The sequence below is a fragment of the Pseudoalteromonas sp. SR45-1 genome, from assembly GCF_014163655.1.
Lineage (GTDB): Bacteria > Pseudomonadota > Gammaproteobacteria > Enterobacterales > Alteromonadaceae > Pseudoalteromonas > Pseudoalteromonas distincta.
Map to the genome: position 1 here is coordinate 260,157 of NZ_JACJDR010000002.1, position 17,464 is coordinate 277,620.

Below are 17,464 nucleotides of genomic sequence, written 5' to 3' on the forward strand. Positions count from 1 at the left end.
TAGCCTCAATTAAGGTTGATCATTGAAATAGAAAGGATAAATATTTCATAAATTAGCTTTAAAGAAAAAATGAATATTTACTTCAATATCCTCTCCCATATCAACTATGCCTAATTTAAAAGGATTAGATTCGCCTATTTGACATTTAAATAAAGTGTCTTTATCTGATATACAATAAAAACTATCAATAGCTCCGTAGTTTAATTTTAAACAGTAAGCTGTAGTATTATCGGGCCAAATTATTTCTCTATCTGTGAAACTGAAGCCATTATCAACTAGGTATTGCTGTATTCCCCTTGTAATAACTACAGCTTTAATACCAGAGCTTACGCTGGGAAAGTTCTTAGCCTGCGAGCATCCACGCTTTCGTAATATCAAATTAAGCTCATTCATTATATGTTTTGTTAAAATAGAGCCTATATTCCAAAAGTCTGTGTCTATATTGTTGTTTCTTAAAAAAGTTGTTCTAGGTAGCTTTACACTAAATGAAGATATGCTTTCATTTACTAATTTTATTTGCTTCAACCCTATTAAAGTTATAGGGCTATTTTCTATTTCGTCTTCAAATACTTTCTTAATTTTTTTAAAAGCATTTGGGTCTAAATCTCCATTTTTTTCAAGCTCTAATTTATATTCGTCTAACTCTTTTATCATCGTAGCTAGAAGAGTATTTGCTGCATTTAAAACTTCATCAATAGTTAAGTAATGACTCGATATGAAATGGGATACTTCGTTAATTAAGACGATGTTTTTTACAATAATCTCTAACCTTTTAGCCGAATAGATAAGAATACTTAAGTCTTGATATTGGAACTGCTTACAGGAAAATAAAGGTTTTTTATTATTGTAAATGCATTTAATAACCTCATAGATTAGAAGCATCCCTGATGAATGAATTATGTTCTCTCTTGGTGAATCTCCAAAGACAAAATAATCTAACTTTTCTGAATTTGTAATGTGCGAAAATATTTCATCTATCGAACTCGGTAATAGCTCTGATGTAAGGTTGTTAAAATTTGTTTTTATTGGGTTGTTTATATTCCTTATTGTTAGGAGGTGACTCTCTTTATTATGGAAATACAGAAGGAAAGTATATGTTAACTGTTCTGCAGCCTTAACATATGCGTTGTCCCAAACCTCTAGCATAAATTCATCGACCTTTTTGTCATCCTGGACGCCTGCATTTTTTAGGACTAACGTGATCTGAGATTTAGTGACTTTTGATTCATTATTTTTAAATAATTCTTCTAGTTCTTTATGTAGGTTAGTTTTGTATAAGTGCTCACCAATTTTGAAGTGAAAGAAAAAGTAAAAATAAGAGCCATTTTTCTCTCTCTGCCATAATGATTTACAAATATTTTTATAAAGCTCTGTTATGATATGTATATTTTCTTTCTTAGAGTGCCATATCAGAGTTCTCAAATGCTTTATTAAGTCAGGAATGCAAATATTAACTCTGTTCTTAAAATGTTCGAATTCAATTAAAAACCTACCGGATGTAAGCGGTTTATATGTATCGTCCCTTTTGCTCTCAACCCACACTATAATTTCATTTAATCTACTTAAAGATATATCATGTTTTGAATCACCAAGTAGCTGAAATGTTAGATAAGATAAGAAGTTAGCTGTTTTTGTATATTTTTCCTCGGGCGCTGTTTTAGGTAAGCTATATAAAATTTTATGTAGGCTATTAAGATAGGTATTCATACTTTCAATAGATTCATGGATATCTGAACTTTTTAATAAATGCCCAAGATCCCTAGCTTGACTACTTAACTCATTAATTTCTTGTTTTTTGATTAATCTAACTTTTTCAATATCCATTAAAACTGCAATTTCAGTGACTGTGATTTCATCTAAACTCTCAGTTTTTTCTAATATTTTGTCATATATATACGTTGTACTACTCAGGTTCTTAAATACGTATGCAAAATACCTAGAATACATTACTACGACATATGCAAAATAGGTAATGATAGTGATAAAGAGGAACGCTTTTAAAGGTATTGTTAAAAGCTCATGTGCCAAAAAAAAGATTAGCGAAAACAGTAAGTATATTAGTACTTTTGGTACTATTGAATTAGCTTGAATGGGGGCTTTGTCATTTAAGTATTTAACTACACTTTCAGAATCGTACTTGTCTTCCATCCATTGCAATGACTGTTGTGTTAGCGGAAGCGCGATAGCCGTTAGTGTAACTAACACTGTTGCTATATAAGTTATAATATTAGAAATGTTGGAGAGAGCGTTGTTCGCTGTCAACTCTAAACAGCTACCTGCGTATAGTTCACCTATAACTTTGAGTGTTAAGTTAATTGATTCCATTTATCTGATCTCCCTATCCACAGTTATCATTTACAGAAAATTGTTAACGCTCTATCGTTAACAATTAAGTGATAGTACTGCTATATGAATTACTCGGTCAATCAGCAAGTTAAGAGAGGTGAAATTATAGGCTTAATTAAAAGCTCATAACCATTTTTAATTTAAGATTAATAAAAAAAGCAAGCCACTAGGCTTGCCAAGAAGGGTGTGAATTGGTTTAGGCTCAAGCTCTAAGCTATTAGCTTTTCCGCAAGGTTCAATTCCATAATGGCTTTTAATAAACGGTATAAGTTTATTGATGCATCAATTTCTTCTTTACGGTTTGTTAAGCTTTCAATATTTAAGCCCAACGGCACGTCTAAATGTGCACAGCTTTTAAGTATTAAGTCGAGGTTCTCGCGGCAAATACGAACTGATTCGCTTAATGTATTGTCTGCATCAAGCATGCGCCATTTTGTAGCCTCTGGCACTGAGATACCCAACCATTGCATAAACTCTAAGGTTTTTTCGCCGCCGCACGGGGTAAACGTTAATATAATACGTTGAGGTGTAATACCCTGTGCTTTACATGTACGTGCGTAGCTAGTAATTAACTCTATAGTAGCTTGTGCGTCGTAAACAGCTTGCGATATAAAAAACTTACAACCCTGTGCTGTTTTTTCTATTAATCGTTCGTGCTCATTTCGTTTACTTGAATGGCGCTCGGCAATTGTAACGCCACCTAAAAAGAAATCATCTGATTGCTCAGCCAATGCTTTATACGCATCTGGCAGGCTTAGCTTTATATCGCCTACCGATGACGGGCTACCTACTAAAACTACATTTTGTAAATCGTAGTCGTTTTTAGTTTCACTTAGCCAATCTTTAAATTCGCCTACGCCACGCTGCGCCACACTTTTATAAGTAATTACATCTTGTGCAGATAAATTACGCAGTAAATGGCTGTATTCACGCGGATCAACGGTTTGTTTAAACGCAAACGGGCGCGCTTGATTGGTTCGACTGCTTTCGTCTTGAATGTCGTAAATTATTACGCCGTCGTATTCAATTTCGTGTAAGCGACCTAATAGCTTTTCTGCAATAGTTTTTAATTGCGCTTTATCGGTGCCTATTTTAGGCGGGGTAGTACCAATAAGATAAACACCTTGGTTGGTGTCCTCTATTTTCTCTTTTAATGATAAAGCCATAATCCTCATTCCAGCCAAGTGCGTTTTGATGGATTTAATATAGCAGCCATTTAGACGTCTAGATAGATTTATTTAGTGAAAATTTTTCAATTAACATGATGTTTATTCATAGTGCTTGTTCCCATAATTTATAATTGACACAGTTGTTTACATAATAAATTCCCTTGGGACTCTTATATTTATTGGCTTTGGGGCATAATCGAGGGTGAGTTAGTATTAAATCTAACAACAAATTTGCTCAATTTAAAAAGGGACAACAATGAAATTTAAATTATTAGCAACCAGCTTAGCGGTATCGCTGGCGTTAACGGGTTGCGCCATGCAACAAAACCAAAGCACGCAAACAACAGCACAACAAGAACAAGTAAATAAAGCTGATGATCGTGTTTTTTCGCAAGATTATTTAATTGAAGAGCTAGAAAACGGCTTACGTGTCATGGTTGTTAAAACCGATTACCCTGATGTCGTGTCGCTGCAAATTCCGGTATCGGTAGGGTCGCGTAACGAAGTTGAAGAGGGCAAAACAGGTTTTGCTCACTTTTTTGAACACATGATGTTTAAAGGCTCACAAAAATACCCTGAAGACGTATATTCAGACATATTAAAAAATTCAGGTGTTGATAACCGCGCTTATACAACAAACGATTACACAAACTACCATTTAAACTTTTCAAAACAGCATCTTGATAAAGTGCTTGAGCTTGAAGCTGATATTTTTCAAAATTTAACCTACACCGAAGAGCAATTTAGAACCGAAGCGCAAACGGTAAAAGGTGAGTACTTAAAAAACAACGCGAGCCCAATTCGTAAATTATTAAGCGCTGTGCGCGAAGAAGCGTTTGATAAGCATACTTATAAACACACCACTATGGGCTTTTTTAAAGACATAGAAGCCATGCCTGATCAAATGGCGTACGGAAAAGAGTTTTTTGCTAAATTTTATAAGCCTGAGTATGTGTCACTTGTTATTGTGGGCGATGTAGATCCACAAGCAACAATGGCAATGGTTAAAAAGCATTGGGGTAGCTGGAAAAAGGGTAACTATGTTGCCGACATTAAAGCCGAGCCTGTTCAACAAGCACCAAAATATTTGCACCAGCAAGATGAAGCGCTACCAGGGCATTGGTTACTCGTATCGTACAAAGGCGCTGCGTGGGAGCCTGCTAAAAAAGACAGAGCGGCACTTGATTTAATCTCACAGCTTTATTTTTCAAATAACTCTGATTTATATCAAGAGCTAGTGGTCGACAAACAAATTGCCAGCCAAATGTTTACTTATAACCCAGAGACTAAAGATCCGGGTTTATTACACGTATTTGTTAAAGTAGAAAATGCAGATGATTTAGCCACTGCACGCGATGCCATTAACCGCACTTATGCAAAAGCACGCACTGAGCTTGTTGATGAGCAAAAGCTCAGTGATTTAAAATCGAACCTTAAATACAGCTTTATTAACGGCTTAGATTCGTCGCAAGCGATTGCATCAACGCTTGCCAGCTACATGCATTTTGAGCGCGATCCTGAAGTTATAAACCAGCTTTATAAATCATCAGATAATATTACCAGCGCAGATATTAAAGCCGTTGCTAATAAATACTTTACTGATAACGCACGTACCACATTAACAATGTCGGCACTTGATAAAGCCCCAGGTTTTGAGCAAGAAGTTAATTTAAATGCGCTTACTGCAAAGCTTGAACAAGCACCTGCGGCACCTGCATTTAAAGTGCTTGATAAAACCAATAGCTCGCCGTTAATCGATGTTAACTTTTTATTCAATACCGGCGCGGCTGCCGACCCTCAAGGCAAAAAAGGTGTCGCAGCGCTCACTGCGGCAATGCTTGCACAAGGTGGCTCAGAGGCGACAAGCTATAAAGATATTCAAAAAGCACTTTATCCGCTTGCAGGTAGCTTTGGTTATCAAATAGATAAAGAAATGCTGTCGTTCCAAGGGCGTATTCATAAAGACAATGCAGCGCAGTGGTATTCACTTGTGAGCGATCAATTATTAAACCCAGGCTTTAGAGACGATGACTTTAAACGCCTTAAAAAAGAAATGATCGATGGTATTAAATCAGGCTTAAAAGCATCTAACGATGAAGAGCTAGGCAAAGAAGTGCTATACAGTGAACTTTACAAAAATCACCCTTACGAAAGTTACAACTACGGTGATATTTCGGATTTAGAAGTGTTGACGCTAGATGATGTTAAAGCGTTTTATAACAGCGAGCTTACGCAATCTAAACTCACGGTTGGCTTAATTGGGGCTGTGCCTGCAAACCTTAAAGCTAAAATGATGAGCGATTTTGCAACGCTACCAAAAGGTGAGCAAAGCCGTTTAAGTATTCCTGATGCGCCAGTGCTTAAAGGTCATCATGCAACTATTGTAGAAAAGTCAGCGCAATCGACGGCGGTATCGTTTGGTTTCCCTATTGATACAATAAGAAGTAGCGAAGACTGGACAGCCCTTTGGCTTGTGCGTTCGTACTTTGGTGAGCACCGTAGTTCTAACAGCTTTTTATATGAGCGCATTCGTGAAACTCGCGGCATGAACTATGGCGATTACGCATACATTGAATACTTTCCACGTGGTATGTTTCAAACCAAGCCAGATGCAAACCTAGGGCGCTCAGAGCAAATATTTCAAGTGTGGTTACGCCCACTTCGCTCTAATAACGATGCGCACTTTGCAACACGTACCGCCTTGTTTGAGCTAGATAAGCTAATTAAAAATGGTATGAGCGAAGATGACTTTGAAGCAACGCGTAACTTTTTAATTAACTTTGTGCCGCAAATGGTCGCAAGTCAAAATCGCCAATTAGGTTATGCACTTGATAGCGAATTTTATAACACAGATAGCTTTGTAAGTTACGTAACTAACAAACTTAAAACGCTAACGCTTGCTGATGTAAATCGCGTTATTAAAGAAAACTTACAAACAGACAATGTTCACTATGTATTTATTACTGGTGACGGCGCTGATATGCAAAAACGTTTAGCATCGCAGCAAACATCACCAATGATTTATAACACTAATAAACCTGCTGAATTAGTGGCTGAAGATAAAGTGATTGCTGATTATAAATTAGCAATTCCTGCAAAAAATATTGAAGTGATGAAAGTCGATAAAGTATTTCAATAATTTAAGTGTTTTTTAAGCGTTAAAATAATGCCTCGGTGCTATAAGCATCGAGGCATTTTTATTATTTAATAATGAAACTTAATAAACAGTTATACCTAATAACCAGAACAAATAACTAAGGGATTAACACCTTAGTGGTTAAATCCGTTAGACTTGGGAAAAGGCTATTTTATATCAACTTAAGGCAGTGCAGTATTATGCGTCATGCAATTTGGCAACAGCTTCGCGACGAAGCTAACGATGTAGTAAAACGTGAACCATTATTAGCAAGTCATGTTTATTCATGTGTTTTAAATCATGATTGTTTAGGTTCGGCATTGAGCTTTATTGTTGCTAATAAGTTGGCTGATGCGGTGGTATCTGCATTCACTATCCGAGAGCTGTTTGACCAAGCATTTGTAAAATGTGACCGTATGCTATCTTTTGTTGCTGAGGATATTAAAGCGGTAAAAGACCGCGACCCTGCATCAGAAACCTATCTTACGGTTATATTAAATCTAAAAGGTTTTCATGCTATTCAGGCGCACCGTTTGGCTAATTGTTTGTGGCAACAAAATCGCAAAGAGCTAGCGCGCTTTATTCAAAGCCGTAATTCTGAAGTGTTTGGGGTCGATATTCACCCAGCATGTAAAGTGGGTAAAGGCATTATGTTTGACCACGCAACCGGTATTGTTATTGGTGAAACAGCGGTAATTGAAGATAACGTATCAATTTTGCAATCTGTAACGCTTGGCGGTACAGGCAATGAGCAGGGCGATCGTCATCCTAAAATTAGAGCAGGCGTATTAATTGGCGCGGGTGCTAAAGTACTGGGTAATATTGAAGTAGGTGAGGGCGCACGAATTGGTGCGGGCTCAGTTGTACTTAGCAATGTTCCACCACACACAACCGCTGTTGGCGTACCCGCTAAAATTATTGGTCGACCGGATTGTGAGTGTCCGGCGCAAAGTATGAACCAAAACTTTTTAGCAAATCCTGAGCCTGAAAACGAATCGCACACGAGTGCAATGTTATAAGTAACTAAAAATAATAAAACTTAAAAGGAATTAACATGAACAAGAATAGTTTATTGGCTCTAGGGATTGGGTTTATTGCGGGTGTAGGTTTAACTTGGAGCTACTTTAATGCAGCTTCAAGTTATCCGGGATCTGTTAAGTCGCAGCCAAGTTATGAAAAACAGAAAAAGCTTCATACTGAACAACAAAGTAATGAGGTATTGAGTAATGCAGACTCTGCAGTACCTGAGCAAGTCGCTAGTATAGAGCCCGCTGAAGACACGCCTACAACCAATTCAGAAACCCAAATGCTTGATGAACTACCTTTAGAAGAGCAAGTAACTCAGCTTAAGCAGCAACTCGCCGAACAGAAAGCGGCGCTCAAAAGTGTTTTAAAGAAAATGAGGGGCCCTTCAGATTTTGAGCAGATTTTACGTGATAAATTTGAAAATCAAACGCGCGACGAAGAATGGGCTTATCGTACTGAAATGGCATTACAAGATTTTTTATTAACAGCTGATTTATCAATTATTCCTGACGTTGTTAGTGCAAAATGTAAAAAAACAGTATGTGAATTTGAACTTGCCGCCCCCATTGATAACGACACATTTGGTAATGCTCAATGGCGAGAGCTAAACGATAAGTTGATGGAACAAGAGTTTTGGCAACAATTTAAAAGCACTACCTCCACATCGAGCGATAGCGAACTTAAAATGTTGCTAAGTACAGAGCTTTAAATAATTTGTGATTCTATAGAGCCATCGACTAACTCTGTAACTAAAACATCGCCTGTTTTAATTTGCCCCACAGATTTAACTACTTTTCCTTGCTGTGTTTTAGTGATGCTATAACCGCGCGCTAAAACATTAAGCGGACTTACCGAGTCTAACCTGCTTGCTTGCAGTGCTAAGCTATTATTCGCTTGTTGTAACTGATGCTGTATAGCTTGGTTTAGCCTAGCTTGTAATTGCGAGAGTTGATGGCTTGCTGAAGCGAGTTTTTTATCAGGTGATTGGCGCATCAAACGAGGCGTTAAGTTATTGAGTGTGCGTTCTTGCTGATATAAACGATTACGCATAGCTTGTTGCAGCGCAATGCTTAGCTCATCCAAACGTTGTGATTTTTGACTAAGCTGACTACGCGGATGACACAAATTAAGGCGGTGTTGTAACTGCGTTGCTAGAGCGCGTTTATCGGCAATGTCGTGCTTAAACGCGTTAGATAAACGATTAACCAATTGCGTTACTTTGTTGTGTAACTCTTGCGTATTTGGGCTTACAAGCTCAGCTGCGGCTGATGGAGTTGCTGCACGAACATCAGCAACGTAATCGCTAATGGTTGTATCTATTTCATGGCCTACTGCACTTACTATCGGTAATTCACTTTCAAAAATAGCCCGTGCGAGCTGTTCGTGATTAAAACACCATAAATCTTCAAGTGATCCGCCGCCTCGTCCTAAAATAAGTACGTCTACTTCATCACGAGCATTAGCTAATTCAATTTGATTAATTAAATGTAGGTGTGCTTCTTTGCCTTGTACCATAGCAGGGTAAATGATTACTTCTAACTGCGGCGCACGGCGTTTAAGTACCGTTAAAATATCTTTTATAGCAGCGCCGGTTGCTGAGGTAATAACACCAATACGATTAATGTTTTGCGGAAGTGGTTTTTTATACGCAGAGCTAAATAATCCTTCGGCGGCCAAACGCATTTTAAGTGCATCGAATTCTTGTTTTAGCTGACCTTCGCCGGCCGGTTCCATATGCTCAACAATAAGCTGGTAGTCACCGCGAGGTTCATAAAGTGATACACGCGCTTTTACTGTAACTTGCGCGCCATTTGCAGGGCGATAGCTTTGGTTGCGATTATTCCCACGCCACATAGCGGCTTTAATTTGTGCTTTATCGTCTTTTAACGAAAAGTACCAATGTCCAGATGCAGGGGTAATAAAGTTAGAAATTTCGCCCGTGAGCACTAAAGATGCAAAACCTTGCTCAAGAATTGTGCGAATTTCTCTATTAAGGCGTGAAACGGTGTAAACCGCCTGCGAAGGCTTCGAAAACATAAAAAACAACCTAAAACTATTTATTGCACTACTTTATCATAAATATTTGCGAAATATTATTTACTCATGCCAACAACGCTGTTAAAATTTGGCCGCAATTCCTTATCTTAGATCCACATGTGAGAAGTTGCCAAAATGCTTAGAATCGCTAAAGAAGCTCTTACCTTTGATGACGTACTTTTAGTACCTGGTCATTCTACTGTTTTGCCACACACGGCAAATATTTCAACTCGCTTAACGCGTGGTATCAAACTTAACTTGCCGCTTATTTCAGCATCTATGGATACTGTTACAGAAGCTCGTTTAGCTATTGCCCTTGCGCAAGAAGGTGGTCTTGGTTTTATTCATAAAAACATGACTATTGAAGAACAAGCGAAAAACGTACGTAAAGTTAAAACCTACGAAGCAGGTATTGTTTCATACCCTGTAACGGTTACTGCCGATTTAACAATTGCAGATGCAATTGAGCTTTCGCACGAAAAAGGTTTTTCAGGCTTTCCGGTTACCGACAGCAACAATGTGCTTGTAGGAATTGTTACAAGTCGTGATATGCGTTTTGAAACTAAGCTTGAACAGCCTGTTTCTACCGTTATGACTAAAAAAGAAAAGCTTGTTACCGTTAAAGAGGGCGCAGCACGCGAAGAAATTTTAGGCTTAATGCACGAACACCGCATTGAAAAAATCCTTGTTGTTGATGATGAATTTAAACTCAAAGGCATGATCACAGTAAAAGATTACCAAAAAGCCCAAGACAAACCTGACGCATGTAAAGATGACCAAGGTCGTTTACGTGTAGGTGCTGCTGTAAGTGTTGGCGCAGGTACTGATGAGCGTATTGCTGCATTAGTAGAAGCGGGTATTGATGTTTTACTTATCGATACATCGCATGGTCACTCTCAAGGCGTTATTGACCGTGTTACTAAAACTCGCAAAGAGTACCCAGACTTACAAATTATTGCAGGTAACATTGCAACAGCTGAAGGTGCGATTGCACTAGCTGATGCCGGAGCGGATGCAGTTAAAGTAGGTATCGGCCCTGGTTCTATCTGTACTACACGTATTGTTACCGGTTGTGGCGTTCCACAAATTACCGCTATTTCAGATGCTGTTGAAGGCTTAAAAGGTCGCGACATTCCTGTTATTGCTGATGGTGGCATTCGTTTTTCTGGTGATATTGTTAAAGCACTTGTTGCTGGTGCATCGTGTGTAATGGTGGGTTCTCTTCTTGCTGGTACTGAAGAAGCACCAGGTGAAGTTGAGTTATACCAAGGCCGTTATTACAAATCTTACCGTGGTATGGGCTCATTGGGCGCGATGGATCAAAAAGAAGGTTCATCAGATCGTTACTTCCAAAAATCAAACGAAGCAGACAAGTTAGTACCTGAAGGTATTGAAGGTCGCGTAGCTTACAAAGGTCCTATTGCAACGATTATTCATCAGCAAGTGGGCGGCCTACGAAGTGCTATGGGCTTAACGGGTTGTGCAACAATTGAAGAGCTTAATACAAAACCACAATTTGTACGTGTTACTTCAGCAGGTATGGGTGAGTCGCACGTTCATGATGTGCAAATCACTAAAGAAGCACCAAATTACCGCTTAGGTTAAGCAGCGTAATTAATTTAATATACTGGGCTTGCTTTGCAAGCCCTCTTTTTAGTCGTTTACATTAACAAACGGCATTTAGCATCAGACTTTACGAGATACTCCATGAGCAAAGATATTCACGATTCACGAATTCTCATTTTAGACTTTGGTTCACAATACACTCAATTAATCGCCCGTCGTGTGCGTGAAATTGGTGTTTACTGTGAACTTTGGGCATGGGATGTGACTGAAGAGCAAATCCGCGAGTTCAACCCACAAGGTATTATTCTTTCTGGTGGTCCAGAATCAACAACACTTGAAAACAGCCCGCGCGCTCCTGAGTATGTATTTAATGCAGGCGTGCCTGTGCTAGGTATTTGCTACGGTATGCAAACAATGGCAGCTCAACTTGGTGGAAGTGTACACAGCTCTGATAAAAAAGAGTTTGGCTACGCACAAGTTGAAAAAGTAGGCAGCTGTGCATTATTTGATGCAATTGAAGACCATATTACTGATGGCGGCAACGGCATACTTGACGTATGGATGAGTCATGGCGATAAAGTAATGGACATTCCAGCTGATTTTACAACAACAGCTAAAACATCTACTTGTCCACATGCTGCAATGTCTAACGAAGAAAAGCGTTTTTACGGCGTACAATTTCACCCAGAAGTAACGCATACTCATCAAGGGTTACGTTTGCTTGAGCGTTTCGCTATTGATATTTGTGGCTGTGAAAAATTATGGACTCCTGCAAAAATCATTGATGATGCTATTGAGCGTATTAAAGAAACGGTAGGTGATGACGAAGTCATTTTAGGTCTATCTGGTGGTGTTGATTCATCAGTTGTGGCTATGCTTATTCACCGTGCAATTGGCGCAAAGCTAACATGTGTATTTGTTGATAATGGTTTACTTCGTTTAAACGAAGGTCAGCAAGTGATGGACATGTTTGGTAATAAATTTGGCTTAAACATTGTTAAAGTTGAAGCTGAAGAGCAGTTTTTAAATGATTTAGCTGGTAAGTCAGACCCAGAAGATAAACGTAAAGCCATTGGTCACACGTTTATTAATGTATTTGATGAGCAAGCCAAAAAGCTTAAAAATGCGAAATGGTTAGCGCAAGGTACAATTTATCCTGACGTTATTGAATCTGCGGCATCTGCCACAGGTAAAGCGCATGTTATTAAATCTCACCACAATGTGGGCGGATTACCAGATGACATGAAAATGGGCCTTGTTGAGCCATTGCGTGAATTATTCAAAGATGAAGTGCGTAAAATTGGTCTAGAACTTGGTTTACCGTACGACATGCTTTACCGTCATCCTTTCCCTGGACCAGGCTTAGGTGTACGTGTACTTGGCGAAATCAAAAAAGAGTACTGTGATTTACTTCGCCGCGCAGATGCGATTTTCATCGAAGAGCTACACAAAGCTGAGCTTTACCATAAAGTAAGCCAAGCGTTTACTGTATTCTTACCAGTTAAATCGGTAGGGGTTATGGGCGATGCACGTAAGTACGATTGGGTTGTATCACTTCGTTGTGTAGAAACAATCGACTTTATGACAGCACGCTGGTCACATTTACCATATGAGTTTTTAGGTGTGGTTTCAAACCGTATCATTAACGAAATTGATGGTATTTCTCGTGTTGTTTACGATATTTCAGGTAAACCACCTGCAACTATCGAATGGGAATAATTAATTTTAGTTTTAATTAACTAATTTTAAGTGATTAAAAAACGGCGAATTAGCATGCTAATTCGCCGTTTTGTTTATTTAAAAAGCAGTTAAACTAAAAGAGTGATTTTTCTCTTTACCTTTGGCGAAACTTCTCTATAATTCGTCGTCATTGCAGGGGCGTAGTTCCAATTGGTAGAACAGCGGTCTCCAAAACCGATGGTTGGGAGTTCGAATCTCTCCGCCCCTGCCATTTCTTCTTTACATCTTTTTTATTACTTCTTATATTGTTCAAATGTCTAATCTACTGAGTTGTTATGCATCCACGTTACGCAGCTATTTTTGATATAGAAAATCTTGAACTCAATCAGCATTATTGTTCTCAAGCAAATGACCAAGCAGATACTTTATCGCAAAGCACGACAGCTAGTTCTTTAACGATAAATGAGCAACTATTTGCAGACATTAAGCTCAGTGCAGGGGCTATTATTATAAATAGCGTTGTACAGGGTAGTGAGATGCAATTAAACGACAATCAGCTTACATTGCCAACCCCACAGCTCAACGCCTCTGAGAAGCGTGCTTTATGGGCTTTAATGAGTGAACACCTTGATAAACTTTAAATCAGTAGATGAAACTGCAATACCTCAATTAATGGCCATCGAAACAGCATGTCATAGCCATCCGTGGACTTTAAATACAATGAGTTCGTGTATAGGCGGGCGCTATTTTAATGTTGCCGCATTTGATGAGGTGAGCATGATCGGTTTTTATATTGGTGAAAAAGCAGGGCCTGATTTTACGCTTATGGATATTTGTGTAACACCAAGCCACCAGGGTAAGGGTATTGCAAGGCAGTTGTTAGCCCAGTTTATTGAATATGGTGAACAGCAAAATGCTGAAAACCTCTTTTTAGAAGTACGCGAATCTAATACGCGGGCTATTGCGCTATACGAGAACGCTGGCTTTACAGAGATGTCAGTGCGTAAAAACTACTATCCAAGTGATAATCCGGCCAAAAATGGCTTTGAAGACGCTATTTTAATGGGCATGGCATTAGGTTTAAACTTTTCATAATTAAAGTCGGTGGTTAGCGTTTTAAGCATAGAGCACTAACGCACCGAACTTGTACTATTTTGTAAGTTTTCTTTTAGGTTACTTTGCCACTAATTGCTTGCTCAATGGCTGCTATTAATTTATTTACTAGCTCGTCTCTTGGCACTTTATTGTTACTTTTTAAATTTTCTTCAAGTGCCGCAGCGCTGTGATAAATCTCATCAAAATTAAAGCATCCAGAACTACCTTTAATACTGTGCGCTATACTTCTTAATGCTTCCCAGTCATTACAATGTTGCAGAGTTTTAACTTCTTCTAAATAAGTAGGTAAGTTGGCTAAATAGTTATCAGTAATTTGCTGAAACTTTTCGCTTTTTAATAAGCTGTCCCACTTATTTTGATTATCCTTTTCAAGATGTAGGTAGCTTACGAGTACATTTTCCAGAGCATCTTTATCAATGGGTTTAGCGAGTGCTTTGTTGCAGCCAGCTTCTAGGTAAGTACCTATATCGTGGTTCATTACATTAGCAGTAAGGGCAATAATGGGGCCATCGTATGCTGCATGACGAAGCATTTTAGTCGCTTCTAATCCGCCCATTACAGGCATTTGCATATCCATTATAATAAGCTGATAGTCATTAACGAGTGCCATTTCTACAGCTTGTGCGCCATTACTAGCAATATCGGGTTCAAGGCCCCAAGTTTGCAGTAATAATTTAATTAATAGCTGGTTATCAGGGTTATCCTCAGCGACTAAAATATTAGCCTCAAAGTTATTGGTCGCAAACGATAAGAGAGGGTCTTTCTCTGGTATTAACTGGCTTTCTTGCGTTAAAAACTCAAGCATTGGTTGATCATCAGATAACTGACACGACACCCTAATTGTAAAGCGGCTACCAACGCCAACTTCACTTTCAAGCGTTACATCGCCACCAAGTAACAGTGCTAAATTTTTAGAAATACACAACCCAAGGCCTGTACCACCAAAACGACGTGTGGTTGTGGCATCGGCTTGCTCAAACGGTTTAAACACACGCTCTATTTGATGCTCAGACATCCCAATGCCGGTATCTTTAATTACAAATTCTAGCTTTTGACTTGCTTGTAAATAATGCACGCAAATAGACACACTGCCATTTTCGGTAAATTTAACAGCGTTATTTGCAATATTTATAAGTATTTGTTTTAAGCGGGTCACATCACTATAAATGGTGCGAGGTAGCGGCAGTTGGTAATCAATATTAAGGGTTAATTGTTTTTCTTGTGCCAGTGGTTGAATAATTGATTCAATGTCATGCACAAGCTGCACTACGTTTAACGCAGACAAATCGACAGCTAGCTTTTCGGCTTCAATTTTAGATAAGTCGAGTATGTTATTTATTAACTCTAGTAAGTGTTTTGAATTACGTAAAATAGTGCTTAGATGTTGTTTGTCGTTGGCTACTTTGTCGTTGTGGAGTAATTGCTCTGTAAAGCCCATAATAGCCGTAAGTGGCGTTCGTATTTCGTGACTCATATTAGCTAAAAAACGACTTTTAAGCTGATTAGCTTGCTCGGCTTGGCCAATTGCAAGCTCTAGTTGGCTGTTCATGGCTTCAAGTGCTTTAGTACGACTTTCTACTTTATCTTCAAGGTGGTGTTTATATTCTTCAAGCTGCTGCTGGTAGTGTCTAATTTGATTAACCATGTGGTTAAAGTCGTTAAACAAAACACCCACTTCGTCATTTGTATGAGCTGGTAAGTGCACCGACAAATCGCCATCACCAACACGGTGGCTTGCAGCACCTAGTAATTCAATTGGATTAAGCAGTAAATTACGTACCACTATAAAAATTAATATTGGCAGGGTGATTATCGAAATAATAACAATTAAGCCTGTTATTAGGCTTATGGCTTTACCAGATTGATAAAGCACACCTTTGGGAATGGTTGAAACGTAATAATATCCACCGGGCATTTGTACGGCAAAAATCATTCGCTCTATTTTATCTATGCTTGAGAGTTCAATGGTAGAAAGCATGCCTATATCGGCAAGATCATGTACTTGGTTAAGTTCATATTCGCTTATGTATTGGCCGCGCATGTTGTAGTCGGAGCTAAATAAAATTTTCCCGTCTTTGGTCAACATTAAATTAAGTGTGTTGTTATATGGCGCTTCTAAAATACTGGAGTTGAGTATTGAAGGCTCTATATGTATTACAATAAAACCAAGCTGCTGTGGACGTTTCAAGTAGTAATCAACGCTGTCAATTCGTTGAATGAAATATAAGCTCGTGGTGCCATCGTCCTTTTGAATCATAAATTGCTGTGTACTTAAATTACTTTGCAATACTCGATTAAAAAATGGATAGCTTTTAGGCGCTGTTGTTAGGTTATTAGAGTAGTAGGCATCACTTTTCCCACTTGCTGAAACTAAATTAATGCTAATTATATCTGGATAAGCTTCGCTGTAACTGGCAAATACATCCATAAGCGCGCCAAGTTTTCGGGTGTAATTACCGTTGGCGCTAATATCGTTTGCTAAAAAGTCACTAAGTACCGGCGAATTTGAGAGTAGTTTTGCAGTAGAGTGAAAAGAGTCGATATAGTTGAATATTTTTTGCTGTTGTTGCTCAACAAAACGGCTCATTATTAAATCAGCTTGTTTTTGTGTTGAATTAGTGACATTGGTGAGCGTAAAGCCACCTAAAAATAGCAGTGGCAGAATAACAAGAGGTGTTATATACCATAATAATCTTATACTTAACTTACTGGTTTTCATGACCAAACGACTTATCCTCCATGCAATCTGCCAATAATATGCGTTACGACCTGATTACACAAGCTTATAGCGGTCTTGGTGGCTAAATTACAATCATTAGTTGCATAATCTTTAGCTCTTTTTTTTATGTTTAAGTTATTTAAATTTAACAAGTTACATGGATATAATATTAATTCGCTGTTTAAAAAACTTACATAGTTTTACATCTTTTAAAGTTTCTAATTAAAGTTGATGCATTGCCAAGCGTGACATTAAAAGGACACGTTGACAGTCTAAGTCCAGCAAGTGGTGTAAGTTACTCCACTATTGGTGCGCATAATGCGACAGGCAACTTTACTAAAATAGCGCAGCGCCTACCGGTAAAGATTAGTTTAGATGCTAAGCAGCCTTTACTTAGTCAACTACGTGTTGGAATGTCGGTTGTACCTACTATTGATGTTGTTAAGTAACTACTCATTTTTATTTAAACGATCTACGAGCAAATTGTAGGTCGTTTAAATATCGCTTGCTGTACACATTTATTTTAAAGCTAAGATATTTTTAAGTAGATAGCACACTTTTATACCGACTCCTGTTACAATTGCCATTATTAAAAAATCAACTATTGACGCTTTATTATCAGCTGTTTGCAACGTGAAAATCAGCGAGAATAGTAGTTAATTACGATCA

At 38.3% G+C, this 17,464-nt stretch carries 12 protein-coding genes and 1 tRNA gene; 9 read left to right on the forward strand and 4 right to left on the reverse strand.

Annotated elements, in window-relative coordinates:
* Positions 1–45 precede the first annotated feature (45 nt).
* Together H5089_RS03635 and H5089_RS03640 are read right to left on the reverse strand one after the other, a co-directional pair.
* Positions 46–2,325 (reverse strand): hypothetical protein, encoded by a 2,280-nt coding sequence (locus H5089_RS03635; protein WP_182711498.1) that lies wholly within the window; start codon positions 2,323–2,325, stop codon positions 46–48.
* A gap of 230 nt (positions 2,326–2,555) precedes the next feature.
* The gene (locus tag H5089_RS03640) at positions 2,556–3,512 is read right to left on the reverse strand and encodes a methylenetetrahydrofolate reductase (RefSeq protein WP_182711499.1); all 957 of its coding nucleotides are present in this window, start codon (positions 3,510–3,512) and stop codon (positions 2,556–2,558) included.
* Between the two features lie 259 nt (positions 3,513–3,771).
* Between H5089_RS03640 and H5089_RS03645 the strand changes: the two genes are divergently transcribed.
* The 3 genes from H5089_RS03645 (at position 3,772) to H5089_RS03655 (ending at position 8,386) form a co-directional block, all read left to right on the forward strand.
* Complete coding sequence (locus H5089_RS03645) at positions 3,772–6,654, forward strand: pitrilysin family protein (RefSeq protein ID WP_182711500.1); 2,883 nt, start codon at positions 3,772–3,774, stop codon at positions 6,652–6,654.
* Positions 6,655–6,851: 197 nt separating this feature from the next.
* Positions 6,852–7,670 (forward strand): serine O-acetyltransferase, encoded by an 819-nt coding sequence (gene cysE, locus H5089_RS03650; RefSeq protein ID WP_002958786.1) that lies wholly within the window; start codon positions 6,852–6,854, stop codon positions 7,668–7,670.
* 35 nt (positions 7,671–7,705) lie between these two features.
* The gene (locus H5089_RS03655) at positions 7,706–8,386 is read left to right on the forward strand and encodes a hypothetical protein (RefSeq protein WP_182711501.1); all 681 of its coding nucleotides are present in this window, start codon (positions 7,706–7,708) and stop codon (positions 8,384–8,386) included.
* Here the strand turns inward: H5089_RS03655 and xseA are convergent.
* Positions 8,383–9,714 carry an exodeoxyribonuclease VII large subunit gene (gene xseA / locus H5089_RS03660; RefSeq protein ID WP_182695719.1) on the reverse strand — a complete coding sequence of 444 codons (1,332 nt, stop codon included), beginning with the start codon at positions 9,712–9,714 and terminating at the stop codon, positions 8,383–8,385. The two genes, H5089_RS03655 and xseA, sit on opposite strands and share 4 nt — an antisense overlap.
* A 135-nt stretch (positions 9,715–9,849) precedes the next feature.
* On the opposite strand from xseA, the gene guaB reads away from it, so the two are divergent.
* From guaB to rimI, 5 genes are all read left to right on the forward strand, one after another.
* On the forward strand, positions 9,850–11,319 hold the full coding sequence (gene guaB, locus H5089_RS03665) for an IMP dehydrogenase (protein ID WP_002958783.1): 1,470 nt from the start codon (positions 9,850–9,852) through the stop codon (positions 11,317–11,319).
* Positions 11,320–11,421: 102 nt separating this feature from the next.
* Entirely contained in the window at positions 11,422–12,999 is a 1,578-nt protein-coding gene (guaA, locus tag H5089_RS03670; RefSeq protein ID WP_002958782.1) for a glutamine-hydrolyzing GMP synthase, read from the forward strand.
* A gap of 155 nt (positions 13,000–13,154) precedes the next feature.
* Positions 13,155–13,231: transfer RNA gene (locus H5089_RS03675), tRNA-Trp, on the forward strand.
* 64 nt (positions 13,232–13,295) lie between these two features.
* Entirely contained in the window at positions 13,296–13,601 is a 306-nt protein-coding gene (locus H5089_RS03680; protein WP_138488634.1) for a hypothetical protein, read from the forward strand.
* Positions 13,588–14,055: a ribosomal protein S18-alanine N-acetyltransferase gene (gene rimI / locus H5089_RS03685; RefSeq protein ID WP_002958780.1), complete on the forward strand. Its 468-nt coding sequence runs from the start codon at positions 13,588–13,590 to the stop codon at positions 14,053–14,055. The genes H5089_RS03680 and rimI overlap by 14 nt, the downstream gene beginning before the upstream one ends.
* 73 nt (positions 14,056–14,128) lie before the next feature.
* On the opposite strand, the gene H5089_RS03690 is transcribed toward rimI, so the two are convergent.
* Positions 14,129–16,795 (reverse strand): ATP-binding protein, encoded by a 2,667-nt coding sequence (locus tag H5089_RS03690; RefSeq protein WP_024596082.1) that lies wholly within the window; start codon positions 16,793–16,795, stop codon positions 14,129–14,131.
* A 245-nt stretch (positions 16,796–17,040) separates the two neighbouring features.
* Here H5089_RS03690 and H5089_RS03695 point away from each other — a divergent pair, with 245 nt between their 5' ends.
* Positions 17,041–17,244 (forward strand): hypothetical protein, encoded by a 204-nt coding sequence (locus H5089_RS03695; RefSeq protein WP_033020690.1) that lies wholly within the window; start codon positions 17,041–17,043, stop codon positions 17,242–17,244.
* The last annotated feature ends 220 nt before the right edge of the window (positions 17,245–17,464 follow it).